Here is a 25,659-nt window from a genome sequence, read left to right as displayed (position 1 = left end):
CGCTCACCTCGTCGTCGCCGTACCGCCGGCGGACAGCCGGGGAAACACCCGTGCCCCAACAGGCGACGTGCGCCCCGTCGCGACACCCGGCACGCTCTCCCAAGCTCTTCGAGCAGGGGGACCCCCGGAGCACGCACCGGATGCCGCTCCTTGACGGGCAGACGTTGCCTGCCGGGGCACTGGCCACATATGCCTCACGCGTCCCTCCAAGGGTCCCCAAGCCACCGGCGGTGGCCGGGACCCGTCGTCAGGCGTCCGCGCCCTCACCGAGTTCGCGAACGGCCTCCGCGAACGCATCCCCACGCTTGTTGTAGTTGGCGAACATGTCCATCGAGGCGCAGGCAGGGGCCAGCAACACGGTGTCACCCGGATGCGCCAGCTTCCGCGCCTCGGTCACAGCCGCCCGCATCGCCCCAGTGTCGGTCCGTTCGAGGTCCACCACGGGTACTTCCGGCGCGTGTCGCGCGAGGGCTTCGCGGATCAGCGCCCGGTCCGCGCCGATGAGCACCACGCCCCGGAGCCGTTGCGCCGCCCCCGCGACCAGTTCGTCGAAGGTGGCGCCCTTGGCGAGCCCGCCCGCGATCCACACGATCGGCTCGTACGCCGCCAACGAGGCCCCGGCCGCATGCGTGTTGGTGGCCTTGGAGTCGTCGACGTACGCGACGCCGTCCACGTCCGCGACGTGCTCGATGCGGTGCGCGTCCGGCCGGAAGGCGCGCAGGCCGTCCCGTACGGCCGCGGCGGGCACTCCGAAGGCGCGTGCGAGGGCCGCCGCCGCAAGGGCGTTGGCGATGTTGTGCGGGGCGGGCGGGTCGACGTCGGAGACCTCCGCCAGCTCCTGCGCGTTCTTCTGCCGGTTCTCGACGAAGGCGCGGTCCACCAGGATGCCGTCCACCACGCCGAGTTGGGACGGCGCGGGCGTGCCCAGCGTGAAGCCGACGGCCCGGCAGCCCTCCTCCACGTCCGCCTCGCGCACCAGGTCCTCGGTGGCCTTGTCGGCGACGTTGTAGACGCAGGCGACCCGATTGCCCTCGTAGACACGGCCCTTGTCCCTGGCGTAGGCCTCCATCGAGCCGTGCCAGTCGAGGTGGTCGGGTGCCAGGTTCAGCACGGCGGCGGAGTGGGCGCGCAGCGAGGGCGCCCAGTGGAGCTGATAGCTCGACAACTCCACCGCCAGCACGTCGTACTCCTCCTCGCCGAGGACGACGTCGAGGAGTGAGACCCCGATGTTGCCGACGGCGGCCGTGCGCAGGCCCGCCGCCTTCAGGATGGAGGCGAGCATCTGCACGGTGGTGGTCTTGCCGTTGGTGCCGGTGACCGCGAGCCAGGGCGCGGCGTCGGGGCCGCGCAGCCGCCAGGCCAGCTCGACGTCGCCCCAGACCGGCACACCCGCCTTCTCGGCGGCGGCGAACAGCGGCTTGTCCGGCTTCCAGCCGGGCGCGGTGACGATCAACTCGGTGCCTTCGGGCAGGGTCGCGCCGTCTCCCAGCCGGACCGTGATCCCGAGCGCCGCCAGCTCCGCGGCCTGCGCCCGGGCCCGCTCGTCGTCGCCGTCGTTGACCACGGTCACGACCGCGCCGAGCCCGTGCAGCACCTTGGCCGCGGGGACACCCGAGACGCCGAGCCCCGCGACGGTGACGTGCCTGCCCTGCCAGTCGGTCACTTTTCCGCTGCCCATCCTGCGTAGAAGATGCCCAGTCCGACGACCACGCAAATACCCTGGATGATCCAGAACCTGACCACCACCAGGACCTCGGACCAGCCCTTGAGCTCGAAGTGGTGCTGGAGCGGCGCCATCCGGAAGACCCGCTTGCCGGTGAGGCGGAAGGAGCCGACCTGGATCACGACCGACATGGTGATCAGGACGAACAGACCGCCCAGCAGCGCGAGCAGCAGCTCGGTGCGGGAGCAGATGGCGAGGCCGGCGAGCGCGCCGCCCAGCGCGAGCGACCCGGTGTCGCCCATGAAGATCTTGGCGGGTGAGGTGTTCCACCACAGGAAGCCCAGGCACGAGCCCATCAGCGCCGAGGCGACGATGGCGAGGTCGAGGGGGTCGCGCACCTGGTAGCAGGCCGACGGGTTGGTCAGCGTCATGGCGTTGGCGCAGGACTCCTGGAACTGCCAGACGCCGATGAACGTGTACGCGCCGAACACGAGCACGGAGGCGCCGGTGGCCAGGCCGTCGAGACCGTCGGTGAGGTTCACGCCGTTCGACATCGCGAGGATCATGAAGAGGGCCCAGATGACGAACAGCACCGGGCCGATGGTCCAGCCGAAGTCCTGCACGAAGGAGAGCTTGGTGGAGGCCGGGGTGTTGCCGTGGCTGTCGGCGAACTGCAGCGCCAGCACCGCGAAGGCGATACCGACGATCAGCTGTCCGGCCATCTTCGCCTTGGCGCGCAGGCCGAGCGACCGACGCTTGACGATCTTGATGTAGTCGTCCAGGAAGCCGACCAGGCCCATGCCCGCCATCAGCGCGAGCACCAGCAGCCCGGAGTAGTTCGGCGAGTAGCCGGTGATCACCTTGGACAGGAAGTACGCGGCGATCGTCGACAGGATGAAGGCGATACCGCCCATGGTCGGCGTACCGCGTTTGCTGGCGTGTTCGCGCGGTCCGTCGTCGCGGATGTACTGGCCGTAGCCCTTGCGGGCCAGCAGCTTGATCAGCAGCGGCGTGCCGACCAGTGTCAGGAAGAGGCCAATGACTCCTGCGAACAGGATCTGCTTCATCATCGGGCGGCAACCTCACCCTCGGCACCGGTCTCGAGCAGCGCCTGCGCCACGCTCTCGAGCCCGACCGACCGGGACGCCTTCACGAGTACGACGTCTCCCGGGCGCAACTCGCTGCGCAACAGGTCGATCGCCGCCTGTGCGTCGGACACGTGCACCGACTCCTCACCCCACGAACCCTCGTTATATGCGCCCAGTTGCAGCCAGGACGCTTCCCTGCCCCCGACCGCGACGAGCTTGCTGACGTTGAGCCGGACGGCGAGCCGTCCGACCGCGTCGTGCTCGGCGAGCGCCTCGTCCCCGAGCTCGGCCATCTTGCCGAGCACCGCCCAGGTCCGCCGTCCTTGGCCCATGGCGGCCAGCGCGCGCAGGGCGGCCTTCATGGACTCCGGGTTGGCGTTGTAGGCGTCGTTGACGATGGTCACGCCGTCAGGGCGCTCGGTGACCTCCATCCGCCAGCGGGAGAGGGAGCCCGCCTCGGAGAGCGCGACGGCGATCTCGTCTGCGGACATGCCCAGCTCATGGGCGACGGCGGCCGCGGCGAGCGCGTTCGACACGTGGTGCTCACCGTACAGGCGCATGGTCACATCGGATGCACCGGAGGGTGTGAGAAGTCTGAAGGCGGGCTGTCCGCTGTCCGTGAGCCGCACGTTCTCGGCGCGTACGTCCGCTTCGTCGGACTCTCCGAAAAGGATCACCTTCGCCTTCGTACGGGAGGTCATGGCACGCACATACGGGTCGTCGGCGTTGAGGACCGCGATGCCGCCGGCGTCCGCGGCGGGCAGGCTCTCGACGAGCTCGCCCTTCGCCTGTGCGATCTGCTCGCGGCCGCCGAACTCGCCGATGTGGGCGGAGCCGACGTTGAGCACGACCCCGACCTTCGGCGGCGTCAGCCCGGTGAGGTAGCGGATGTGGCCGATGCCGCGGGCGCCCATCTCCAGGACCAGGAACCTGGTCTCCTCGGTGGCGCTGAGGGCGGTCAGCGGCAGTCCGATCTCGTTGTTGAGCGAGCCGGGTGTGAACACGGTCGGCGCCTTGCGCTGCAGCACCTGGGCGATCAGGTCCTTGGTACTGGTCTTGCCCGCCGAGCCGGTGAGGGCCACGAGGGTCGCCCCCAGTCGGGAGACGACGTGACGCGCGAGGGCGCCGAGGGCGGCCTGGACGTCGTCCACGACGATCGCGGGCACGCCGACGGGGCGCGACGCCAGGACGGCGGCGGCGCCCGCCTCGACGGCCGCCTGCGCGAAGTCGTGGCCGTCCACGCGTTCGCCGACGAAGGCGACGAAGAGGCAGCCGGGCCCCACCTCGCGGGAGTCCCGGACGACCGGCCCGGTGACCTGGACGGACAAGTCCGGTATGTCATGCGTCTGCCCGCCGACGGCTTCTGCGATCTCGGCGAGGGAGAGGGCGATCACAAGTTCATCCCTGGGTCTTCTGGATAGCTTCGCGAAGCACCTGGCGGTCGTCGAAGGGACGGACCACTCCGGCGATGTCCTGGCCCTGTTCGTGGCCCTTGCCCGCGACGAGCACGGTGTCCCCCGGCCGCGCGCGGGCGACGGCGGCTTCGATGGCGGCGGCCCGGTCCTCGAAGACCTGGACCTCGCCGCGCTCGTGCGCGGGCACGGACGCGGCGCCCTGGAGCATGGTGGCGAGGATCGCGAGGGGGTCCTCGGAGCGCGGGTTGTCGGAGGTCAGTACGGCGGTGTCGGCGAGCCGGGCCGCGGCGGCGCCCATCGGGCCGCGCTTGGTGGTGTCACGGTCGCCGCCGCAGCCGATGACGACGTGCAGGCTGCCCTCGGTGACCTTGCGCAGGGCGCGCAGCACCGACTCGACGGCGTCGGTCTTGTGGGCGTAGTCGACGACCGCGAGGTACGGCTGCCCGGCGTCCACGCGCTCCAGGCGCCCGGGGACGCCCGGGACGGCGGCCACTCCGTCGGCGGCGGTCTGCGGATCCAGCCCGGCCTCGGCCAGGGCGACGATCGCGGCGAGGGTGTTCGCCACGTTGAACGGGCCCGGCAGCGGCGACCTGGCGGCGATCCGCTGCTCCTTGGGACCGATCACGGTGAACGTGGAGTCCAGCGGGCCGATGTGGACGTCCTCGGCACGCCAGTCGGCGTCGGGGTGGCCCTCGGCGGAGTACGTGACGACCGGGACGCCGGCCTCCCTGGCGAGCCTGCGGCCGTACTCGTCGTCGACGTTGACCACGCCGAGCCTGCTGCGCTTCTGCGTGAACAGCTGCGCCTTCGCCCGGAAGTAGTCCTCCATGCCGGAGTGGAACTCCATGTGTTCCGGGCTGAGGTTGGTGAAGACGGCGACGTCGAACACGCAGCCGTCGACCCGGCCGAGGACCAGCGCGTGGCTGGAGACCTCCATGGCGACCGCCTCGACCCCGCGCTCGCGCATGACCGCGAACAGGGCCTGCAGGTCGGTGGCCTCGGGGGTGGTGCGCTCGGACTTGATGCGGGTCTCGCCGATGCGCATCTCGACCGTGCCGATGAGCCCGGTGGAGCGGGCCGTCTTCAGGCCGCCCTCGACGAGATAGGCGGTGGTGGTCTTGCCGGAGGTGCCGGTGATGCCGATCTGGAGCAGATCGCGGCCGGGGTGGCCGTAGATCGTGGCCGCCAGCCCGCCCATCCGTCCACGCGGGTCGTCCACCACCAGGACCGGCAGTCCGGTCACGGCGGCGCGCTCGGCGCCCGTCGGGTCGGTCAGCACGGCGACCGCGCCGAGTCCGGCGGCCTGGGTGACGAAGTCGGCACCGTGCGCTCGGGCGCCGGGCAGGGCGGCGTACAGGTCACCGGGACGGACGGCGCGCGAGTCGTGGGTGATGCCCGTGACCTCGGCGGCTCCCTCCGGCGCGGTGATACCCAGCTGGCCGGCGAGCTCCGTGAGGGGGGTGGCGGAGACGTGAACCGGCCTGGGCGGTCCCGGATATGTCACGGAAGCGCCCTTATGGGTGGTGGAGGACTGATCAGCGTGTGGCACGGCGGTGAGCGTACCGGGCACACCCCCGCAGGAGCGAAGCGAGGGCGAGGGCGGGGTGGGGTTCCCGGGGTCGGGAGTGATCGTTGTCACGAGCTGTTCCTGGTCGGTCTTTCCCGTAGTGCTTCGTAGTGCTGATCATGGCGTGAACGTGACGGGCAGGTTCGCGGGAGCGGCTCCGGTGGGCGGGACCTGGAGGGTCTTCAGGGCGAACTCCATCACCTGCTTGAAGACGGGGCCGCAGATGTCGCCGCCGAAGTAGCTGCCCTTCGTGGCGTTCTGGATCGCGCAGTAGACGGTGATGCGCGGGTTGTCCGCGGGGGCGAACCCGGCGAAGGAGGACGTGTATCCGCGGTACGTGCCGGTGGCCGGATCCACGCGGTTGGCCGTACCCGTCTTACCCGCGACGCGGTAGCCGGGAATGCGCGCCTTGTTGCCCGTTCCCTGTCCGTCGTCCACGACGGCCTCCAGCATCCGGGCGAGCGCCTTCGCCGTCCTGTCGCTGACGACCCTCGTCCTCCTGGGCTCGGGGGCCGGGGTGAAACGGCCGTCCGGACCCTTCGTGCCGCGCACCAGGGAGGGCTCGACGCGCACGCCGCCGTTGGCGATGGTCGAGTAGACGGACGCGGCCTGCAGGGCGTTGATCGACACACCCTGGCCGAAAGGAATCGTGTACTGCTGGGAGGTCGACCACTTGTCGGGCGGCGCGAGGATGCCTGCGGTCTCGCCCGGGAAGTCCAGCCCGGTGGGGCGGCCGATGCCGAATTTGCGCAGGTACGAATACAGCACCCGGTTGGCCTCCGGCTGCGTCCTGCCGAGCTGGCCGGCCGCCAGGATGGTGCCGATGTTGCTGGACTTGGCGAGGACGCCGTTGAGCGTCAGGTACCAGGTCGCGTGGTCTACGTCGTCCGCGAAGAGCCGGTCGCCGCGGTGCAGCCGGTTGGGCACGGTGACGTGGGTCAGCGGAGTCGCGGCGTTCTCCTGGAGCACGGCCGCCATGGTCATGACCTTGGCGGTGGAGCCGGGCTCGTAGGCGTCCTGCAGGGCCGCGTTGCCGAGGGCGGCCGAGTCGGCGTGCGAGAGGTCGTTGGGGTCGAAGCCGGGCGAGTTGGCGAGGGCGAGGATCTGACCGGTCCGGGCGTCCTGCACCACGACGTACCCGCGGTCGGCCTTGGACTTCTTCACCTGATCGGTGATGGCGCTCTGCGCGGCCCACTGGATGTCCCGGTCGATGGTCAGTTCGATGTCGGTGCCGGCCACGGCGGGTGTCTCGGCGGAGCCCGCGGTCGGCACCAGACGGCCGCCGGACTGGGCGTAGCGGATCTTGCCGTCCTTGCCGGCCAGCTCCTGGTTCAGCTGCTGCTCGACGCCTCCGGCGCCCTTGCCGTCGGCGTTGACCCAGCCGAGTATCCCGGCGGCGAGGTCGCCGTTGGGGTAGACACGCTTGTTGGTGGGCTCGGCGAGGACCCCGGCGAGGACGTTGGCCGTGTTCGGGTCCGTCCTCGACTTGGCGGCGAGGGTGTTCTTCAGATCCTTGATCTGGTTCCACACCTGAGGCGTCTGACGGTGGGCGAGCAGCACGTACTGGGTGTCCGGGGTCCTCAGCTTCCTGGCGACCTCGGCGGTGTCCCGGCCGATGATCGGGGCGAGCAGCGCGGCGGCCTGCTCGGGCGCGTCCGCCACCTTGGTGGCCTTGGGCGTGAAGAGCGTCGGGTCGGCCGTGATGTCGTACGCGTCCACGCTGCTCGCCAGCTCGACGCCGTTGCGGTCGGTGATGTCGCCTCGGACGGCGGCCAGGGTGCGGCCGACGTAGCGGTTCTGGTCGGCCTTGGCGGTGTACGTGCTCGCGTCCACGGCCTGCACCTGGAGCAGCCGCACGACGAAGGCGGACATCACCAGCGTCAGTGCGAGGCCGATCAGGCGCAGGCGGGGGCGGGGGCTGCCCAACCGGATGGTGCGCGCGGCGGGACGGCGGCCCGGGGTCGGGCGGCGTGCCGGGGCCGGGCGGCGTACCGGGCGGCCACCGGAGCCCGGACGGCGCCGGGCGTCGGGGCGCACGGGCCGGGCGGGGCCGGGCACGCGGCGGCGCGGCGGTTCCCTGTCGGACACTTCCGTCACCTGCCGGGGGTCGGGGAGGGGTGTACGGGCGGAGTCGGGGAGGCGGCCGTGCCGACGGCCGGAGTCGGGGACGCGGCCGTGCCGACGGCCGGAGTCGGGGACGCGGCCGTGCCGACGGCCGGAGTCGGGGACGCGGCCGTGCCGACGGCCGCCGGACGGGTGGAGCCGGACGGCGACGGCGGTGCCGCCGGGGCGGGGCCGGTGCCGAGCGCCTCGGGCGGCCGCACGGCGGCCCCGCTCGCCGTTGCCTGCTGTCCGGCGGGCCCGGGGACGCCCTTGACCGTGCCGTCGGGGCTCAGGAAGGCGGGGTCGCCGCCGGGGACCATGCCGAGTTCCCGGGCCCGGCGCTGGAGGGCGTCGGGGGCGGAGTAGGCGTCCACGTCCCGCTGGAGGGCCTGCTCCTCGTCGGTGAGGCTCTTGGTCTGCCGTTGCAGGTCGCCGAGCTGGAACGCGCCCTCGCTGAGCGCGGAGTTCAGCATGAGGAGCCCGATGAGGCCGCCGCCGAGCAGCACGACGACGAGCAGGACGAAGGGGGTACGGGCGGCCCGGCTGCCGCCGGCGGGGATCAGCCGGGCGAGCCGGGCGGCCCGGCCGCCGAGTTCGGGTTTGCCGCTCACACGTCCTCCTGCCGCGCTTTCACACCCTCCTCGCGCCTCCTGCTCACTCACCCATCCCTTTCGTGCAGCTCACTCGGTTGTCGTACGGCTCACTCGGTGCCCCGGCTCACTCGACGTCCTCACGGACGCGCTCGGCACCACGCAGACGTGCCGGGGCCGCCCGGCGGTTCTCGGCGATCTCCTCCTCGGTGGGAAGTTCGGCACCGCGGGTGAGGAGCTTGAGCCGGGGCTGGTAGCGCTCGGGAACGACCGGCAGTCCGGGGGGCGCGGTACTCGCCGCGCCCGCCGCGAACACCTGCTTGACCAGGCGGTCCTCGAGCGAGTGGTAGGAGAGGACGGCGATCCGGCCGCCGACGGCGAGCGCCCTGACGGCCGCGGGGATCGCCCGTTCCAGGACGGCGAGCTCGCCGTTGACCTCGATGCGCAGCGCCTGGAACGTGCGTTTGGCCGGGTTGCCGCCGGTCCGCTTGACCGCCTGCGGGAGCGCGTCGCGGATCAGCTCCACGAGCCGGGCGCTGTTGGTGAACGGCTCCTTCTCGCGCTCGCGCACGATCGCGGACACGATCCGCTTGGCCTGCTTCTCCTCGCCGTAGGTCCGCAGGATCCGGACGAGATCGCCGGCCGGGTAGGTGTTGAGGACCTCGGCGGCGCTGATGCCCGCCGTCTGGTCCATGCGCATGTCGAGCGGGGCGTCCTGGGCGTAGGCGAAACCGCGCTCCGCCTCGTCGAGCTGCATGGAGGAGACACCGAGGTCGAAGAGCACGCCCTGGACGCGCGGGACGCCCAGCCGGGCGAGCACGCCGGGCAGTTCGTCGTAGACCGCGTGCACCAGCGTGGCACGGTCGCCGAAGGGTGCGAGGCGATCCCCGGACAGGCGCAGCGCCTCCTTGTCCCGGTCCAGCGCGATGAGCCGGGCTTCGGGGAACCGCGTGAGCAGCGCCTCGCTGTGGCCGCCGAGACCGAGGGTGCAGTCGACGACGACGGCTCCCGGCGCGGCGAGGGCCGGGGCCAGCATGTCCAGGCACTGCCGGAGCATGACGGGCACGTGTCGACGCTCGGACAAGGGGGCCTCTCAGATCCGGCGCGGCCGCATCGCACCGCCAGGTCACCGCCCGCTCACGAGGCGGCCTGCCGGCGCCGGAAGCGTCAGCCGACCGGGAGCGGGAGGAGGCCGAACCGTACGTACGCGCCGCGCACGCGGGGAGTCATCGGGGTCCGCCGACGTCTCCGGGTGAACAGTGGGCGGGGAGAACGTCTCGCCTCCCGCTTCGCGTCACTTTAGTCCACCCTCTCGCACGGTCAATCAACGGGATGCGCGTGGCGCCACCGGCCCGCCGCGGCAGCGGTATTCGAAAGTATTCACCCGTCCGGTGGATGTTTCCCGTCGCGTGTGGGTTACCTCACAACAAGCGGCGGTGGCGTTCTTTGTCCCCTCTCACAGCAGGCCGAGATCGCCCGTGACCAGTAACGTCATGAGTATGACGACTTCCGCATCCGTACCCGCCGGTCCCGAAGGCGCCATAGTCGGCTCCGTCACCGACCGCCTCGTCGAGGCCAACCAGCGCTACGCCGCCGCGTTCACCGATCCCGGGATGGACGCCCGTCCGGTGATCGGTGTCGCCGTCGTGGCCTGCATGGACGCGCGACTCGACCTGCACGCCGCGCTCGGCCTGAAGCTGGGCGACTGCCACACCATCCGCAACGCGGGGGGCGTGGTCACCGACGACGTCATCCGCTCCCTCACCATCAGCCAGCGGGCGCTGGGCACCCGCAGCGTCGTGCTCATCCACCACACGGGCTGCGGCCTCGAGTCGCTGACCGAGGAGTTCCGGCACGAGCTGGAGATGGAGATCGGCCAGCGGCCTTCCTGGGCGGTCGAGTCGTTCCGCGACGTCGACCAGGACGTGCGCCAGTCGATGCAGCGCGTGCGCACCTCGCCGTTCCTGCTGCACACGGACGACGTGCGCGGTTTCGTGTTCGACGTGAAGACGGGCCTGCTGCGGGAGATCGACCCGGCGTAACGGCAGGTTCGGGTCCCACCCCGTACTCAACCCGCCGTCAGCAGGCCACCGGGAAAAGTCCATTCGGACAAGGATCCCGGCCCTGGTACAGCAAAATGCCCGTAAGGCCGACATGTCGCGGCCAGTTATCCACAGCCGAGTGACACGAATCGGTAACGGCGGCAAGAATGCGGGTGTGACGTCACGCGGAGCTTCTCACGCGTGGTGTTCGTGTTTCGGGGTGGGCCGGTCCGCACAGCAGAGCGTCGGCCCGGAGAAAGAACGGGCCGAGGAGGGCCGGGTGACGACCTATGACGATCGAGCGAGCCTCACTGATCTGACCGCCACTGTGGAGCGCGTCCGCAGATCGGTGGAAGGGGTGATCGAGGGCAAGCCCGAGGTCGTACGGCTTTCGCTGACCGTGCTGCTCGCCGAGGGGCACCTTCTGATCGAGGACGTCCCCGGCGTGGGCAAGACCATGCTCGCCAAGGCACTGGCCCGGTCCATCGACTGCTCCGTGCGGCGGATCCAGTTCACGCCCGACCTGCTCCCCTCGGACATCACGGGCGTGTCCATCTGGGACCAGCAGCGGCGGGACTTCGAGTTCAAGCCGGGCGCCATCTTCGCCCAGATCGTGATCGGCGACGAGATCAACCGCGCCTCGCCCAAGACCCAGTCCGCGCTCCTGGAGTCGATGGAGGAGCGGCAGGTCACCATCGACGGCCAGACGTACGAACTGCCCAGCCCGTTCATGGTGGTCGCCACCCAGAACCCGGTGGAGATGGAGGGCACCTATCCGCTGCCCGAGGCCCAGCGCGACCGCTTCATGGCCCGTGTCTCCATCGGCTACCCCAGCCCCGACGCCGAACTGCAGATGCTCGACATCCACGGCGGGGTCAGTCCCCTGGACGACCTGCAGCCGGTGGCGCACGCCCACGAGATCGTGAAGCTGGTGGAGGCCGTCCGCGGCGTCCACGTCGCCGAGACGGTCCGGCGCTACGCGGTGGACCTGGTCGCCGCCACGCGCACGCACCCCGACCTCAGACTCGGCGCCTCGCCGCGCGCCACGCTGCACCTGCTGCGCGCGGCGAAGGCCTCCGCCGCCCTGGCCGGCCGGGAGTACGCACTGCCGGACGACGTGCAGGCGCTCGCCGTGGCCGTCCTGGCCCACCGGCTGCTGCCCACCGCCCAGGCCCAGCTCAACCGCCGCACGGCGGAGCAGGTCGTGCAGGAGATCCTGCAGAGCACCCCCGTACCCGCGACGCCCCAGCAGCCGTCCGGCCTCACCGTGTCCAGCGGCTTCGGTCAGCAGCCGCCCCGGAGCCTGTGATGACCCACGGGGGGACGGCGCGCACCGCCGAGGAGGGCCGGGGCGGGCTGCGCACCGCGCTCGCCGGGCTGACCACGCGCGGCCGGTCCTTCCTGGCCGCCGGTGTGGCCGCCGGGATCTGCGCCTACGTCCTGGGCCAGGGCGCGCTGCTACGGGTCGGGCTTCTGCTGGCGGTGCTGCCCCTGGCGTGCACGACCGTGCTGTACCGCACGCGCTACCGGGTCGCGGGCAGTCGCCGCCTGTCCCCCTCGCGGGTGCCCGCAGGATCCGAGGCGCGGGTCCATCTGCGGATGGACAACGTCTCGCGGCTGCCCACCGGTCTGCTGATGCTCCAGGACCGGGTGCCCTACGTCCTCGGGCCGCGCCCGCGGTTCGTCCTGGACCGGGTGGAGGCGGGCGGCCGCCGCGAGGTGTCCTACCGCGTGCGCTCGGACCTGCGCGGCCGCTATCCGCTGGGCCCGCTCCAGCTGCGGCTGACCGACCCGTTCGGGATGTGCGAGCTGACCCGCTCCTTCTCCACCTACGACACCCTGACGGTCATCCCGCGCGTGGAGCCGCTGCCACCGGTCAGGTTCGCCGGTGAGGCGCAGGGGTACGGCGACGGGCGGCAGCGCTCGCTGGCGCTGGCCGGCGAGGACGACGTGATCCCGCGCGGGTACCGGTACGGCGACGATCTGCGCCGGGTGCACTGGCGCTCCACCGCACGCTACGGCGAGCTGATGGTGCGCCGGGAGGAACAGCCGCAGCGGGCCCGGTGCACGGTGCTGCTGGACACCCGGGCGATCGCCTTCCAGGGTGCGGGCCCGGACTCGGCCTTCGAGTGGGCGGTGACGGGCGCGGCGTCCACGCTGGTCCACATGCTCGAACGCGGCTACTCGGTAAGGCTGTTGACCGACACCGGCAGTTCGGTGCCCGGTGAGGGCGCGGACGGGTTCGCGGGCGCGAGCCAGGAGTCCGCGGACGCGGCCGGGCTGATGATGGACACACTCGCCGTGATCGACCACTCGGACGGCGCGGGTCTCTCGCGTGCCTACGACGTGCTGCGCGGCGGGAACGAGGGACTGCTGATCGCGTTCTTCGGCGATCTCGACGAGGAGCAGGCCGCGGTGGCCGCCAAGATGAGCGGGCGCAGCGGCGGTGCGCTGGCGTTCGTGCTGGACGGCGACGCCTGGGCACGCGACGCGAGCGATGTGCCGGCCGCCGGGGACCGCAGCGAAGAGCGGTTGCGGCTGCTGCGCGAGGCGGGCTGGACCGCCCTGCCCGTGCCGCGAGGCGTGTCCCTGACGGACCTGTGGCGCGAGGCGGACCGGCAGCGCACGGGCGTGGGCGCCGTGAGCGCCACGGAGGGACGGTCATGAGCGGGCGGGCACGTCTCGCACTCTGTGCAGCAGCGGCGACGCTGATGACGTCGTGCGCCCTGCTGCCGTTGGTGTCCCCGGCGACCTGGCTGTTCCAGGCGGCGGCGCTGGTTGCGGTGGTGACCGCGGTGGGCGCGGCGACCCGGCGGGTGCCGCTGGCGCGTCCGCTGACCCTCGCCTGCCAGGTGCTGGTCGCACTGATGCTGCTCACCCTGGTCTTCGCCCGGGCGCAGTCGCTCGCCGGATTCGTCCCCGGCCCCGACACCTTCCGCCACTTCGGGGAGCTGCTGCAGTCGGGCAGGGACGATGTCGGGCGGTACACGAGTCCGGCGCCGCTGACGCCCGGCATCCGGCTGATGACGGTCGGAGGAGTGCTGCTGATCGGGCTGCTGGTGGACACGCTGGCGGTCACCTTCCGCGCGGTGGCTCCGGCCGGACTGCCGCTCCTCGCGCTGTACGCGGTGGCGACGGCCCTGTCGCACGGCGGAGCCGACTGGGTGTGGTTCCTGGTGGCCGCGGGCGGCTATCTGATGCTGCTGCTGGCCGAGGGCCGGGACCGGCTCTCCCAGTGGGGGCGGGTCTTCACCGGCGGCCCGCGCGCCCGGGGCGCGGACTCCGGGGGTGTGGTGGCTCCCGTGCGCACCGGGCGGCGGATCGGCGCGGTCGCACTGGGCGTCGCCCTGGTGGTGCCGCTGGCCCTGCCCTCGCTGCGGGGCGGGCTGCTGGACGGCACCGGGGCCGGGGTGGGCGCGGGGTTCGGCGACGGCAACACGATCTCCGCGGTGAACCCGCTGGTGTCGCTGCGCGACAGCCTGAACGTGGACCAGGACCGCCAGGTCATGGCGTACCGCACCAACACGGACGACGCCCAGGACCTGTATCTGCGGATCGTCGCCCTGGACGACTTCGACGGCACCACCTGGAAGCCCGCTCAGCGGCGCATCACCTCGGTGCCGGAGACGCTCCCGACGCCGACCGGGCTCGCGGGGAGCGTGCGGCGGACCGAGATCGAGACGCGGATATCGGCGGCGGACTGGTACGCGCAGGACTGGCTGCCGATGCCGTACCCGGCGACAAGCGTGCAGATCAAGGGCAGCTGGCGGTACGAGCCGGTGGGCCGCACGCTCGTCGGCGACCACGGGCAGAACACGCGGGGCGTTCAGTACGACGTCAAGAGTCTGATCGTGCAGCCGACGGCGGAGCAGCTGGCCGAGGCACCGGACCCGCCGGCGTCGCTGAGGCGCGAGTTCACGAAGGTGCCGTCGTCGTTGCCCGCGGTGGTGGCCCGGACGGCCCGCAGGGTGACGGCGGGGGCGTCGAACCACTACGAGGAGGCGGTCAAGCTCCAGGACTACTTCGCGGTCGACGGCGGCTTCACCTACAACACACAGGTGCAGGTCGGCACCGGACCGAACGCGATCGCCCGGTTCCTGCAGGACAAGCAGGGCTTCTGCGTGCACTTCTCCTTCGCGATGGCCGCGATGGCGCGGACGCTGGGGATTCCGGCGCGGGTCGCGGTCGGCTTCACCCCGGGGTCGCCGCAGGGGGACGGTTCGATGTCGGTGGGGCTGCGGGACGCGCACGCATGGCCGGAGCTGTACTTCGAGGGCGTGGGCTGGACCCGTTTCGAGCCGACCCCGAACCGGGGGTCGACCCCGTCCTACACGCAGTCGAACACGCCGAGCGGGGACATTCCGGTGGTGCCCCGGCCGTCGCTGTCGTCGTCGACGGCGCCGTCCACCGCACCGTCCGCGAGCGAGAGCTGCTCGGCGACCCTGCGGAAGCTGGAGGGGTGCCCGAGCCCGTCCGCGCAGCTCGCGGCGGGCTCCGGGGACGGCGGTCCGCCGTGGTACCGGGTGCTGGTGTGGACCCTGCTGGGTCTGGTGCTGGTGACGGTGCCGCTGACGCCGATGTTGTGGCGGCTCAGGAGCCGTTCGGTGCGGCTGGCCTCCGCACAGCATGCTCCGTCCGCGCTGCCGCTCGCCCGCGTCCGCCGCGGGGATCGCGGCGGTGAGGGAGCCGCGGACGACGTCGGGGTGACGGTGCTGCCCGGTGAGTCCGCCTCGAACCGGGCGGCCGAGGTGGCCGTGCAACACACCCTGGCCGTGTGGCGGGAGCTCACGGACACGGCGTGGGACTACGGCATCGCGCCGGACGACGCGCTGACCCCGCGGAAGGCGGCCGAGCGGATAGTACGGCTCGGTCGGCTGGACCGCGAGACGGCCGGGGCCGTGCACCGGGTGGCGGGCGCGGTGGAGCAGGTGCTGTACGCGCCGCAGCCACGGGCCGAGACGGGTCTGGTGGACGACGTGCGGAGGCTGCGCGCCTCGCTGCGCTCGACGGCCGGCCGGCGGACCCGCCTCCGCGCGACAGTGGCCCCACCGTCGGCGATGCGCGCCGTTTGGGCGGCCGCGGACCGCTGGGCCGACCTGAGGACCCGCTGGTCGGTCCGCTGGACGGCCCTGGTGCGCCGCCCGTCGGGCCAGCAGGAGAGCTGAGGCGGAGGCGCGGCCTGCCAGCAGGGCAGGCCGCGTCGGCTCTCGGCCGGCGGTACGGTCACGGGCTTGCGGGCAGGGCGGACGGCTCCGGCGCCGTAGTCCCACAGCGACGGGTCAAGGGGCGGGCACCGCCGGGCACAGCAACAGGGGCGACCGTCCGGTCGCCCCTGTGCGTCACGTTTTTCGGCCCGGCGCCCGAGGGAGGACTGCCGCCACTGGCCCTGTTCGTCTACTGGCCCTGTTCGTCTACTGGCCCTGTTCGTCTACTGGCCCTGTTCGTCCCGTCGGCGCTGCCAGCGCTGTTCGATGCGGTCCATCATGGAGCGTCGCTGGCGCACCTGTGGGCGGATGCCCGGCGCTGCCTGCTCACCCGGCTTGGGGACCTTGCGCCAACCGGTCACCACGAGCACCGCGCAGCCCAGCATGACGAGGAATCCCACCACGCTGACCCAGATCTGCTTCGCGACCATTCCGGCCATGAGGAGCGCGATACCCACGAGGAAGCCCGCGACCGCCTGGTAGACCCGCCGCCGGGTGTACGTACGCAGCCCGCTTCCCTCAAGCGCCGACGCGAACTTGGGATCTTCGGCGTACAGCGCTCGCTCCATCTGCTCGAGCATGCGCTGCTCGTGCTCCGAGAGCGGCACGGAGTCCTCCTCATCGTGCAGTCGCCGGGGCGACCGGGGGTCCCCTTCAGGATAGGCAGGGAATCGCCCCCTTGAAACCCGCCCCTCTACGCCAATTGGCCAACCGGAATCCGCCATGCCCGTCCCGGCTCACTGAGATCTTCATTCCCCAGCGGCCGCCCCGTCATGCCGGTCGGTCTCCCCCGATCATACGGCGCCAAGCGCCCGATCGGAGGGCCTGTGGCGTACTCCATCCGCCGCCAAGCCGCTGATCAGCGGGGCGTCACGACAGGCCGCTCAGGACTCGGCGGCCCCCTTGGTTTCGCCGAGCACGTGCAGCTGCGTCGCCACGGAGTGGAACGCCGGGGCCTCGGCCGCCGCGGCCTCCAGCCCGAGGAGTGCCTCCAGGGCGCCCGGCTCGGTGTCCACCAGCACTCCGGGCACCAGGTCCGCGAAGACCCGCACGCCGTGTACCGCGCCCACACGCAGGCCCGCGTCCTCGACGAGCGCGGTGAGCTGCTGCGCGGTGAAGCGGTGCGGCACGGGATCGCTCTCGCCCCAGCGGCCGTTCGGGTCTTCGAGCGCCTGCCTGGCCTCCTTGAAGTGCCCGGCGAGGGCCCGCGCGAGCACGGCGCCGCCGAGGCCCGCGGCGAGCAGGCTGAGGACACCGTCGGGACGCAGGGCGGCGACGGCGTTGCGGACACCCTCGGCGGGGTCGTCGACGTACTCCAGGACGCCGTGGCAGAGCACCACGTCGTAGCCGCCGGGCTCGACCACGTCGAAGAGGCCGTGTGCGTCGCCCTGCACGCCCTGCACCCGGTCGGCGACACCGGCCTCGGCGGCCCGGCGCTCCAGCGCGAACAGGGCGTTCGGGCTGGGGTCGACGACAGTGACGCGGTGGCCGAGGCGGGCGACGGGCACGGCGAAGTTGCCGCTGCCGCCACCGGTGTCCAGGACGTCCAGCACATCCCGCCCCGTGGCCTTGACGCGGCGCTCGAGGGCGTCCCTGAGGACCTCCCAGACCACGGCGGTACGCAGAGAGGCGCGGGGGCGAGTGGGGTCCGACACGGCAGTTGACTCCTCGGCGCGGCGCCGCCGGTGTTCGGCGGAGCGATCGGACGGCCTTCCGGCCCGTCACCAGGGCGGAAGACTTCAGGCGCCTCCACCCTATTGCCTCCGGTCCCCGGCCCGGCCCCCTCGCCCCACCGGGATCCGTCACCCCGCGTCCGGCATCTCCCGCTCGGCTTCCCGCCGTGGCTGCGGCAGCACCGGCTGGAGTACCAGCATCCGCTCGACCAGGCGCAGGAACATCGCCACGTCCCGTATCAGGTCGTCCGCGTCCCGGGTGCCGGCCGCCCCCCGGATGCCGGCCTCGGCGCGGGCACGGCGGGGGGCGCCGGAGGCGAACAGCGCCGCCCACTCGGTGAGTTCGGGAGCGATCTCCGGGAGTACTTCCCAGGCGCTGCGGATCTTCGCGCGGCGCCGCGCGGTCGGCTCCGGGCGCCCGCGCGCGGCGAGCACGGCGGCGGCGGTACGCAGGGCGGCCAGATGGGCCGTGGCGTACCGCTCGTTCGGTGTTTCGAGGAGGGCGGCCTCCTCGAGTGCGGCGCGGGCCTGGGCGAGCAGGTCGAGAGCGGCGGGCGGGGCCGTGGCGCGGCGCAGCACGGGGTGCACGTCGCTCGCCGGGCCGGTCAGTGAGGGGGCAGGGCCGGTGCCGCGGCGCCGACGTGCGGCGGCTGCGTGGTGGCTGGCCATGACGAACCTCCTGTCGTCTGTGTGACGGCACGCCCTGATAGGGGCTGCCGTATGTGCCCATCGTGGGGTATGGCACTGACAATCCGTTCTGACCTGCTCTTTTGCTTCGCTCAGAGGTTCGGGGTAGTTTCTATACTGACCAGTCAGTACAAAAAAACTGCCCTGTGACGCGGTCCCCCGACTGGGGGCCCCGCCCAGGGGAACGAGGGGCACATGGACATGCAGAAGACGGCGCCCGGGGTCGCCGTCAGTGCCGCCGGCTTCGGGCTGAAGGGACCACGCGGCTGGGCCTTCCGGGACGTCGGCCTCGACGCGGAGCCCGGCTCGCTCATCGCCGTCGAGGGCCCCTCGGGCTCAGGCCGCACCTGTCTGCTGCTCGCGCTCACCGGGAGGATGAGGCCGAGCGAGGGACAGGCCACGGTCGACGGGCACCGGCTGCCCAAGGGGATGTCCGCCGTGCGCCGGATCAGCGCGCTCGCGCACGTGCCCGGCGTCACCGACCTCGACCCGGCCCTCACCGTCGGCGAGCACCTGCGCGAACGCGCCCTGCTGGAAAGCAAGTTCGGGGACTCCCTGCGCGCGTGGCTGCGCCCCAGGAGTTACCGGGCGGCCGAGGCGGCACGCCGGATCGACACCGCACTCGCCGCCGCCGGACTCGACCCGGAAGAGCTGCCCAAGGGCCGCCGGACCGCCGTACGCGACCTGGAGCGGCTCGAGGCACTGCGGCTGTCGGTGGCGCTGGCCCTGATCGGCCGGCCTCGCCTGCTCGCCGTCGACGACACCGACCTCAAGCTGTCCCCCGCCGAACGGGCCGAGGTCTGGGACCTGTTGAGGTCGCTGACCGGGGACGGGACGACCGTCCTCGCGGTGTGCACCGAGGCCCCCGAGGACGCGGTCGTGGTCCCGACGGCACCCGGCGCGCGGCACGCGCGCCAGGAAACCACCCCCGACGAGCCGACCGAATACGGCGACGACGACAAGGAGACGGCGGATGCGCTCGCCGAAACTGGCCGCGCTTGAGCTCAGGCGGTTCGGCAGGGGAAAGCTGCCGCGTGCGGCGCTGGTCGCGCTCCTGCTGCTGCCGCTGCTGTACGGCGCTCTGTACCTGTGGTCGTTCTGGGACCCGTACGGGCGGCTCGACCGCATCCCCGTGGCGCTCGTCGACGACGACAAGGGGACGACCGTGGCCGGCCGGAAGCTCACCGCGGGCGACGACCTCGCCGAGGGACTGGTCAAGAGCGACACCTTCGAGTGGCACCGGGTGAGCGCCGCCGAGGCCGGGAAGGGCCTTGAGGACGGCACCTACTACCTCTCGCTGACCATGCCGTCCGACTTCAGCGCCCGGATCGCCTCCAGCTCCGGCGACTCCCCCGACACGGGCGCCCTCCAGGTGCGGACGAACGACGCCAACAACTACATCGTCGGGCAGATCTCCAAGACGGTGTTCGCCGAGGTGCGCGCGGCCGCCTCCACCAAGGCCTCGCGGTCGTTCCTGGACCGGATCTTCATCTCGTTCTCGGACATCCACGGGGCGACGGTGAAGGCCGCCGACGGCGCCGACCGGCTCACCGGCGGGATCGGCGAGGCGGAGAAGGGCTCCAAGGACCTCGCGGACGGGCTGAACGAGGCCGAGCAGGGCAGCGGGAAGCTGGCGAGCGGCCTGAGCAGGCTCGACAAGGGGGCGGGCGACCTCCAGGACGGTGCGCAGCAGGTCGCGGACGGCACCCAGGCCCTCTCCGACCGGGTGCACGGCGCGGCCGACCAGGTGCGGCCCTTCCTGAAGAAGGACGGCCGGCAGATCGCCGACACCGCGACGCTGGTGGCCGACTCGGCGGGCGTCATCAGCGGGCACCTCGACGCGTTCGTCACCACGGCCCCCGTCGCCGAGAAGGGCACTCGGGAGGCGTCCGAGGCGCTGGACGCGGTGTACCGGAAGCGCTGTGTGACCCAGGTCCTGCCCGACCCCGCGTGCGAGGACCTGAAGAAGGCGAAGGACGCCGCGGCGGACGCGGCGCGGCTCGCCAAGGACGTGAACACCGTGGTGCGGGACTACCACGGTGACATGACCGCCATGCGGCAGGACCTGATGACCCTCCAGCGGCAGGCCCGGGCGCTCGCCGAGGCGGCACCGCACCTGTCCGACGACCTCGACGACGCGGTCTCGAAGGTGGACGCGCTCAACAAGGGCGCCGCCGAGGTCGCCAGGGGAGCCCGGACCCTGCACACCGGCCTGGGCACCGCCCGGGCCGGGGCGGCCGACCTGCACTCGGGCGTCGGCAGGCTGGAGACGGGCGCCGTCGACCTGAACGGCGGCATGTACAAGCTCGCCGACGGCTCCGGGAAGCTCGCCGGCGGACTGCACGACGGCGCGGGGAAGATCCCCGACTACGACAAGCAGGACCGTGACCGGCGCACCCAGGTCATGGCGGACCCGGTGCAACTGGCCTCGCGGGACGTGCATCACGCGCCCAATTACGGCACCGGTTTCGCACCGTACTTCATCCCGCTGTCCCTGTGGGTGGGCGCGATGGTGGCGTACATGCTGATCCCGCCGATGAACCGGCGCGCGCTCGCGGCGGGCGCCTCCCCCTGGCGGATCACACTGGCGGGCTGGCTGCCGGTGGCCGCCGTGGGCGTACTGCAGACGGCCGCCCTGATGGCCGTGCTGCACTGGGCGATCGGTCTGGAGATGACGCGGGCGGCAGGGACGATCGGGTTCCTGTTCCTGGTGGCGGCGTGCTTCGGGGCGCTCGTCCAGTGGCTCAACGCCCGCTTCGGGGCGGCCGGCCGGATCCTCGTCCTCGCCCTGCTGATGCTCCAGCTGACGTCCGCGGGCGGCACCTACCCCGTGCAGACGTCGCCGGGCTTCTTCAACGCGATCCACCCCTTCCTGCCGATGAGTTACGTGGTCGAGGCGCTGCGCAGGCTCATCACTGGTGGGGGCCTGGGGCCCGTGTGGCAGGCGTGCGCCGTGCTCACGGCGTTCACGGCGGGCGCCCTCGCGCTGACCGCCCTGTCGGCCCGGCGCAGGCAGGTGTGGACGCTCGACCGGCTGCACCCGGAGCTGAACCTGTGAGGTCCGGGACATCCCACCGTGCGGTTCCTGTGAGAATCGGGGCCATGGAACGCAGCAGCGCCGCTACGTCGGGCGGCTCGAGCCGCCGTGAGGCGACCCGGCAGAAACTCTACGAGGCGGCCGTCACCCTGATCGCGGAGCAGGGCTTCTCCGCGACCACCGTCGACGAGATCGCCGAGCGGGCCGGGGTCGCGAAGGGCACGGTCTACTACAACTTCGCGAGCAAGTCGGTCCTCTTCGAGGAACTGCTGCGGCACGGTGTGGGGCTCCTCACGGCCTCCCTCAGGGACGCGGCCGAGCACAGCGACCGGGCGGGCGGGACCGGAGTGGACGCCCTGGACGCCATGATCCGGGCCGGTCTCGCCTTCATCGCCCGCTACCCGTCCTTCACCCAGCTGTACGTGGCCGAGCTGTGGCGCACCAACCGGGCCTGGCAGTCCACGCTCATGGTGGTCCGGCAGCAGGTCATCGCGGCGATCGAGGACGTGCTGCGCGCGGGGGTGGAGAGCGGCGAGTTCAGCGACGAGATCGACGTCCCGCTGACGGCCGCCGCGCTGGTCGGCATGGTGCTGGTGGCGGCGCTGGACTGGCAGTCGTTCCAGCCGGAGCGCTCCCTGGACGACGTCCACGCGGCGCTGTCGCGGCTGATCCAGGGGCGCGTGAGCGGCGGCCGGTGGGCAAACGGCCGGTAGGGACATGGATGCAGCCGGTGGTGCGCGGCGGACGAAGGCACCGGTTCGTGGTGGCCGCGTCCTTCGCGGGCCGCCTCGAACCGGCGCTCCGTCGTGCCCCCGTGTCCCCCGTTCGATCCCCGTTCGGTCCTTCCCCCGGGTCTCCCCCTGCCTCGCTTCCGCCGGAAAACGCGCCGGCGGAAGGAGCGGTCGAGGGCGGGCGCCGTTCCGCCGCCCCGTGTCGGCGGTGCCGGAGCCGTGCCCTTTCCCGTGCCCCTACTGTCTCGCCCGCACGGGTCGGACCCCATCCGCGCAGGTACTCATCTCTCCGTCTAGGTACGGATACTCAGGCCCAAGCGCTCACCCCAGGCATGAAGGCGGCGAAAAGCGCCGGTCACGGGCCCGCGACCGGATTGTCGGCGGCGGCCGATAAGGTCGCAGTCATGGCACGGATTGCGGTGATCGGCGCCGGGATGGGCGCGATGGCGGCCGCCGCCCGGCTGGCCGTCGCGGGCCACCGGGTGGTGGTGTACGAGCGTACGGAGACGTACGGCGGTGCGGTGCGCCGTTTCTCCCGCGACGGCTTCTCCTTCGACACCGGCCCGGGCCTGCTGCCGCTGCCCGCGGTCTGGCGCGACCTGTTCGTCAAGACCGGCAAGGAGCCGCTGGAGGACTGCGTCGAACTGGTCCAGGTGGATCCGTCGTCGCGGCACGTCTTCGCCGACGGCACCGAGGTGTCCCTGCCGAACGCGTCGCGCGCGGGTGTCGTCGCGGCCCTGGACGAGGCCCTGGGCGCGGGGGCGGGCGAGCGCTGGGGCGACTTCCTGGTGCGGGCCCGCGAGGCGTGGGACCGCACCCGTCGGCCGCTGCTGGAGGAGCCGCTGTGGACCGACTGGCGGGTGCTGGCGGAGAAGGAGCCGTATCCGGCGGTGCCGCACAAGCGCCTGCTGCGCACGCGCCGGGCCGCCACCCTCGCCGAGGTCGGCGCCTGGGAGCTGCGCGACCCGCGGCTCGCAGCCCTGCTGGAGAGCCACGCCCTGGGCCACGGCCTGGATCCGCGCGCCACCCCGGCGAGCGCGGCGGTACTGCCCTACATGGAGCACGCCTTCGGCATGTGGTACGTGCGCGGTGGGATGCGGGAGCTGGCGCGCGCCGTGTACGAGCGGTGCCTGGCCCGGCGGGTGGAGTTCGTCTTCGGCGCCGAGGTCACCGGGATCGTCGAGAAGGACGGCCGGGCGGCGGGGGTGGAGCTGGCCGGCGGGGCGGTGGCCGAGGCGGATCATGTGGTGGCGGGCATGGACGCCGGGCGACTGCACCGGCTGACGGATCACCTGCTCCAGGACGAGGACGACGTACGGCACGTGCTCGACGCCGCACGGCCCGGACGATTCACGGTGCTGCTGGCGCTGCGCGGACGGCGCGAGGCGGCCGCGGCGCAGCGGACGGTGGTGCACACGCCGGACAGGAGCGCGGAGCTCGATTCGCTGTGCTCCGTCGCCGTGGACGGCCTGCGGCCCACGGTGACCGTCCTGCGCCCGGACGACCCGGCGCTGCGCCCGGACGACGGGCACGAGTCCGTGGTGCTGTCCGCGGTGGCCCCGTCCGAGGAGGAGTGGGCCGTGGCCGAGTCCGCGGAGCGCTTCGCCGATCTCATGGTCAGGGCGGCGGCGGCCGCCGTCCCGGGGCTGCGGGAGCGCCTCCTGTGGCGCGAGATACGCACGCCCGGCCACATCGAGCAGGAAACGGGCGCCGAGCGGGGGGCCGTTCCGGCTCCCGCGCTCGCAGCGGGCGCCGGACGCTTTCTGCACCCGGCCAACACCACCCGCTTCCCCGGCCTTCATCTCGTGGGCGGCTGGTCGCACCCGGGCGGCGGTCTTCCCCACGCCGGGATGTCGGGCGCCCTGGTCGCCGGACTCATCGTGGAGGGACCGGGCTTCCGGGGATCCCAGTGACGGTCCCGGGGGCCGCGGTCCCAGCCCCGGCACCGGCCGGTCAGAAGCGGTAGTGCTCGTCGTAGCCGTAGCCGTTGCCGTGCGCAGTGCCGTTGCCCTGGTAGGGGTACGACTGCTCGGGCGGGAGTTCACCACCGAGCGCGTCGGTGGTGCGCTGCTGGGGCACCCACACACCGTCGGGCGGGGTCTCGCCGTAGCTGCCGGTGGCGTACTGGTCCTGACCGTACGCCTGCTGCCCGTACTGCTGCTCGCCTCCGTACGTGTCGTACGAGCCGCCACCATAGGTCCCCGTGCCCTGGTACGGGTCGGAGTAGGCGCTGTACTGCTGGCCGCCCTCGTAGCCGTAGTGCTGCTGCTGTCCGTACCCGGAGTAGCCGTCGTAGGCGTAGGCCTGCTGCTCCTGGGGCTGCCCGACGCCGGTCTGGGCGGTGTCGGCGTAGACGCCGTAGGAGCCGGTCTCCTCGGGCAGCGGCTGCGGCTCGTAGACGGCGGTGGCCTCGGCCGCGGTCTCCGCGGGCGGGGTGGTCCCCGGGCGGGTGAAGACGTCTTCGTGGTCGTCCTCGTCGTACGCGTCGTCATGACGGTACGTTCCGGCGGCCGTCGCGGGCGTCGGCTCCTGGCCGGTGTCCTCGGGCGCCTGCTCCTGGCGCGCCTTCTCGCCCCGGCGGCGCTTGCTGCCGGTGCCCGAGCCCTCGCGCGGGCGGTTGCCGACCGCCCAGCCGGAGGCGAACCCGCGGCGGAACGACAGGGTGACGTAGGTCTGCCCGACCGCGAAGGCGGCCGCGCCCACGGCGATGACCAGCACGGAGGGGATCAGGACGCCGAACACGACACCGAGGAATCCGACGAACGCGAGCAGCCGCCAGCGCAGGCGTGCCTTGTACTGCAGCAGCACCTCACCGAGCAGCCACAGCGCGACGATGCCGAACGCGATGTAGAGGACCGTCCAGCCCATGTACGCCCCTCTCCCAGTGGCCGCTACGCAGTGTGTCGCATACGGGTGCGGCGGTCTAGGCCCGCTGCGGGTGGTGCAGGCCCAGGTTTTCGTAGATCTCCAGCGTCGCCGTGGAGTTGTTGAGTGTAATGAAGTGCAACCCGGGAACCCCCTCGGCCAGCAGCCTCGCGCAGAACTCCGTGGCGAAGTCGATGCCGATCGAGCGTACCGCCGCCGGATCGTCCTGCGCCGCGAGGATCCGCTCCTGAAGTCCGTCGGGGAGGGCGGCGTTGCTGAGCTGGGGCAGCCGCTGAAGCATCCGCACACTGGTCACGGGCATGACCTCGGGGATGACCGGGGTGTCGCAACCGGCCGCGGCGACCCGGTCGCGCAGGCGCAGATACGACTCCGGCTGGAAGAACATCTGGGTGATCGCGTAGTCGGCACCGGCCCGGCACTTGTCGACGAAGTGCGTCACGTCGGTGTCCCAGTCGCCGGAGCGGGGGTGCATCTCCGGGAAGGCGGCGACGCCCACGCAGAAGTCGCCCGACTCCTTGATGAGCCGGACGAGTTCGGCCGCGTAGGTCAGGCCTCGGGGGTGCGGCACCCACTCGCCCATGGGATCGCCGGGCGGGTCGCCGCGCACCGCGAGCATGTTGCGGATCCCGGCGTCGGCGTACTGGCCGATGATGTTGCGCAGCTCGGCGACCGAGTGGTTGACCGCGGTGAGGTGGGCGACCGGGGTGAGCGTCGTGTCGGCGACGATCTGCTCGGTCTCCTTGACCGTGCCCGCACGGGTGGAGCCGCCGGCGCCGTACGTGACGGAGACGAAGTCGGGGGCGACCGCCTCGACCCTTCGCAGCGCATTCCACAGGTTCCGCTGGCCCTGGGGCGTCTTCGGCGCCGAGAACTCGAACGAGTACGTCGTTTTGCCGGTGGCGAGGATGTCGCGCACGGTCCGTGCGCGATCAGTCCTCGTGGATGCGGTTCCGAGGGCCATAGTCGCAGGTTA

General features: G+C 72.3%; 20 protein-coding genes. 8 read left to right on the top strand and 12 right to left on the bottom strand.

The window, feature by feature from the left end:
* Nucleotides 1–247: 247 nt before the first annotated feature.
* The 7 genes from murD to rsmH all read right to left on the bottom strand — a co-directional run bounded on the left by murD (nt 248) and on the right by rsmH (nt 9,510).
* Complete coding sequence (murD, locus tag AC5WS8_RS14605) at nt 248–1,678, bottom strand: UDP-N-acetylmuramoyl-L-alanine--D-glutamate ligase (protein ID WP_496103795.1); 1,431 nt, start codon at nt 1,676–1,678, stop codon at nt 248–250.
* Nucleotides 1,660–2,733: a phospho-N-acetylmuramoyl-pentapeptide-transferase gene (mraY, locus tag AC5WS8_RS14600; RefSeq protein WP_388987537.1), complete on the bottom strand. Its 1,074-nt coding sequence runs from the start codon at nt 2,731–2,733 to the stop codon at nt 1,660–1,662. The genes murD and mraY overlap by 19 nt, the downstream gene beginning before the upstream one ends.
* Nucleotides 2,730–4,145, bottom strand: a complete 1,416-nt coding sequence (locus tag AC5WS8_RS14595; protein WP_496103794.1) for a UDP-N-acetylmuramoyl-tripeptide--D-alanyl-D-alanine ligase — start codon at nt 4,143–4,145, stop codon at nt 2,730–2,732. Before AC5WS8_RS14595 ends, mraY begins: the two co-directional genes overlap by 4 nt.
* 4 nt (nt 4,146–4,149) lie before the next feature.
* Nucleotides 4,150–5,670 (bottom strand): UDP-N-acetylmuramoyl-L-alanyl-D-glutamate--2,6-diaminopimelate ligase, encoded by a 1,521-nt coding sequence (locus AC5WS8_RS14590; RefSeq protein WP_496103920.1) that lies wholly within the window; start codon nt 5,668–5,670, stop codon nt 4,150–4,152.
* A 180-nt stretch (nt 5,671–5,850) separates the two neighbouring features.
* Entirely contained in the window at nt 5,851–7,821 is a 1,971-nt protein-coding gene (locus tag AC5WS8_RS14585) for a peptidoglycan D,D-transpeptidase FtsI family protein (RefSeq protein ID WP_496103793.1), read from the bottom strand.
* Between the two features lie 5 nt (nt 7,822–7,826).
* Complete coding sequence (gene ftsL / locus AC5WS8_RS14580; protein WP_496103792.1) at nt 7,827–8,447, bottom strand: cell division protein FtsL; 621 nt, start codon at nt 8,445–8,447, stop codon at nt 7,827–7,829.
* A gap of 106 nt (nt 8,448–8,553) precedes the next feature.
* Nucleotides 8,554–9,510, bottom strand: coding sequence for a 16S rRNA (cytosine(1402)-N(4))-methyltransferase RsmH (gene rsmH / locus AC5WS8_RS14575; RefSeq protein ID WP_496103791.1), 957 nt, complete (start codon nt 9,508–9,510; stop codon nt 8,554–8,556).
* Between the two features lie 415 nt (nt 9,511–9,925).
* Between rsmH and AC5WS8_RS14570 the strand changes: the two genes are divergently transcribed.
* The 4 genes from AC5WS8_RS14570 to AC5WS8_RS14555 all read left to right on the top strand — a co-directional run bounded on the left by AC5WS8_RS14570 (nt 9,926) and on the right by AC5WS8_RS14555 (nt 15,633).
* Nucleotides 9,926–10,468: a beta-class carbonic anhydrase gene (locus tag AC5WS8_RS14570; RefSeq protein WP_496103790.1), complete on the top strand. Its 543-nt coding sequence runs from the start codon at nt 9,926–9,928 to the stop codon at nt 10,466–10,468.
* Nucleotides 10,469–10,748: 280 nt separating this feature from the next.
* On the top strand, nt 10,749–11,777 hold the full coding sequence (locus AC5WS8_RS14565) for an AAA family ATPase (protein ID WP_496103789.1): 1,029 nt from the start codon (nt 10,749–10,751) through the stop codon (nt 11,775–11,777).
* Nucleotides 11,777–13,135: a DUF58 domain-containing protein gene (locus tag AC5WS8_RS14560; RefSeq protein WP_496103788.1), complete on the top strand. Its 1,359-nt coding sequence runs from the start codon at nt 11,777–11,779 to the stop codon at nt 13,133–13,135. Before AC5WS8_RS14565 ends, AC5WS8_RS14560 begins: the two co-directional genes overlap by 1 nt.
* The gene (locus AC5WS8_RS14555) at nt 13,132–15,633 is read left to right on the top strand and encodes a transglutaminase TgpA family protein (protein ID WP_496103787.1); all 2,502 of its coding nucleotides are present in this window, start codon (nt 13,132–13,134) and stop codon (nt 15,631–15,633) included. Before AC5WS8_RS14560 ends, AC5WS8_RS14555 begins: the two co-directional genes overlap by 4 nt.
* Nucleotides 15,634–15,896: 263 nt before the next feature.
* On the opposite strand, the gene AC5WS8_RS14550 is transcribed toward AC5WS8_RS14555, so the two are convergent.
* The 3 genes from AC5WS8_RS14550 to AC5WS8_RS14540 all read right to left on the bottom strand — a co-directional run bounded on the left by AC5WS8_RS14550 (nt 15,897) and on the right by AC5WS8_RS14540 (nt 18,014).
* Nucleotides 15,897–16,280 (bottom strand): SCO2097 family morphological protein, encoded by a 384-nt coding sequence (locus tag AC5WS8_RS14550; RefSeq protein ID WP_496103786.1) that lies wholly within the window; start codon nt 16,278–16,280, stop codon nt 15,897–15,899.
* A 276-nt stretch (nt 16,281–16,556) separates the two neighbouring features.
* Complete coding sequence (locus tag AC5WS8_RS14545; RefSeq protein ID WP_496103785.1) at nt 16,557–17,327, bottom strand: methyltransferase; 771 nt, start codon at nt 17,325–17,327, stop codon at nt 16,557–16,559.
* Between the two features lie 147 nt (nt 17,328–17,474).
* Complete coding sequence (locus tag AC5WS8_RS14540; protein ID WP_496103784.1) at nt 17,475–18,014, bottom strand: SAV_6107 family HEPN domain-containing protein; 540 nt, start codon at nt 18,012–18,014, stop codon at nt 17,475–17,477.
* 213 nt (nt 18,015–18,227) lie between these two features.
* On the opposite strand from AC5WS8_RS14540, the gene AC5WS8_RS14535 reads away from it, so the two are divergent.
* The 4 genes from AC5WS8_RS14535 (at nt 18,228) to AC5WS8_RS14520 (ending at nt 23,713) form a co-directional block, all read left to right on the top strand.
* Nucleotides 18,228–19,034 carry an ATP-binding cassette domain-containing protein gene (locus AC5WS8_RS14535; protein ID WP_496103783.1) on the top strand — a complete coding sequence of 269 codons (807 nt, stop codon included), beginning with the start codon at nt 18,228–18,230 and terminating at the stop codon, nt 19,032–19,034.
* Nucleotides 19,006–21,090: a YhgE/Pip family protein gene (locus AC5WS8_RS14530; RefSeq protein WP_496103782.1), complete on the top strand. Its 2,085-nt coding sequence runs from the start codon at nt 19,006–19,008 to the stop codon at nt 21,088–21,090. The genes AC5WS8_RS14535 and AC5WS8_RS14530 overlap by 29 nt, the downstream gene beginning before the upstream one ends.
* 44 nt (nt 21,091–21,134) lie before the next feature.
* A complete protein-coding gene (locus AC5WS8_RS14525; RefSeq protein WP_496103781.1) occupies nt 21,135–21,782 on the top strand; it encodes a TetR/AcrR family transcriptional regulator in 648 nt (215 codons plus the stop codon).
* A 422-nt stretch (nt 21,783–22,204) separates the two neighbouring features.
* The gene (locus AC5WS8_RS14520; protein WP_496103780.1) at nt 22,205–23,713 is read left to right on the top strand and encodes a phytoene desaturase family protein; all 1,509 of its coding nucleotides are present in this window, start codon (nt 22,205–22,207) and stop codon (nt 23,711–23,713) included.
* Nucleotides 23,714–23,753: 40 nt separating this feature from the next.
* Here AC5WS8_RS14520 and AC5WS8_RS14515 read toward each other — a convergent pair whose 3' ends face one another.
* Together AC5WS8_RS14515 and metF are read right to left on the bottom strand one after the other, a co-directional pair.
* Nucleotides 23,754–24,668, bottom strand: coding sequence for an SCO2102 family sporulation regulator (locus tag AC5WS8_RS14515; protein WP_496103779.1), 915 nt, complete (start codon nt 24,666–24,668; stop codon nt 23,754–23,756).
* A 55-nt stretch (nt 24,669–24,723) separates the two neighbouring features.
* The gene (gene metF, locus AC5WS8_RS14510; RefSeq protein WP_496103778.1) at nt 24,724–25,647 is read right to left on the bottom strand and encodes a methylenetetrahydrofolate reductase [NAD(P)H]; all 924 of its coding nucleotides are present in this window, start codon (nt 25,645–25,647) and stop codon (nt 24,724–24,726) included.
* Nucleotides 25,648–25,659: the final 12 nt, after the last annotated feature.

It is taken from the genome of Streptomyces sp. PTL18 (assembly GCF_059510295.1).
Note: the sequence above shows the minus strand (reverse complement) of the source record. Positions and strands in the feature narration are given on the sequence as shown.

What these genes read in the sequence shown, in the direction of transcription:
- murD (WP_496103795.1), bottom strand. Translation starts at nt 1,678, where the DNA reads ATGGGCAGCGGAAAAGTGACCGACTGGCAGGGCAGGCACGTCACCGTC.
- mraY (WP_388987537.1), bottom strand. Translation starts at nt 2,733, where the DNA reads ATGATGAAGCAGATCCTGTTCGCAGGAGTCATTGGCCTCTTCCTGACA.
- AC5WS8_RS14570 (WP_496103790.1), top strand. Translation starts at nt 9,926, where the DNA reads ATGACGACTTCCGCATCCGTACCCGCCGGTCCCGAAGGCGCCATAGTC.
- AC5WS8_RS14560 (WP_496103788.1), top strand. Translation starts at nt 11,777, where the DNA reads ATGACCCACGGGGGGACGGCGCGCACCGCCGAGGAGGGCCGGGGCGGG.
- AC5WS8_RS14555 (WP_496103787.1), top strand. Translation starts at nt 13,132, where the DNA reads ATGAGCGGGCGGGCACGTCTCGCACTCTGTGCAGCAGCGGCGACGCTG.
- AC5WS8_RS14540 (WP_496103784.1), bottom strand. Translation starts at nt 18,014, where the DNA reads ATGGCCAGCCACCACGCAGCCGCCGCACGTCGGCGCCGCGGCACCGGC.
- AC5WS8_RS14535 (WP_496103783.1), top strand. Translation starts at nt 18,228, where the DNA reads ATGGACATGCAGAAGACGGCGCCCGGGGTCGCCGTCAGTGCCGCCGGC.
- AC5WS8_RS14530 (WP_496103782.1), top strand. Translation starts at nt 19,006, where the DNA reads ATGCGCTCGCCGAAACTGGCCGCGCTTGAGCTCAGGCGGTTCGGCAGG.
- AC5WS8_RS14525 (WP_496103781.1), top strand. Translation starts at nt 21,135, where the DNA reads ATGGAACGCAGCAGCGCCGCTACGTCGGGCGGCTCGAGCCGCCGTGAG.
- AC5WS8_RS14520 (WP_496103780.1), top strand. Translation starts at nt 22,205, where the DNA reads ATGGCACGGATTGCGGTGATCGGCGCCGGGATGGGCGCGATGGCGGCC.
- AC5WS8_RS14515 (WP_496103779.1), bottom strand. Translation starts at nt 24,668, where the DNA reads ATGGGCTGGACGGTCCTCTACATCGCGTTCGGCATCGTCGCGCTGTGG.
- metF (WP_496103778.1), bottom strand. Translation starts at nt 25,647, where the DNA reads ATGGCCCTCGGAACCGCATCCACGAGGACTGATCGCGCACGGACCGTG.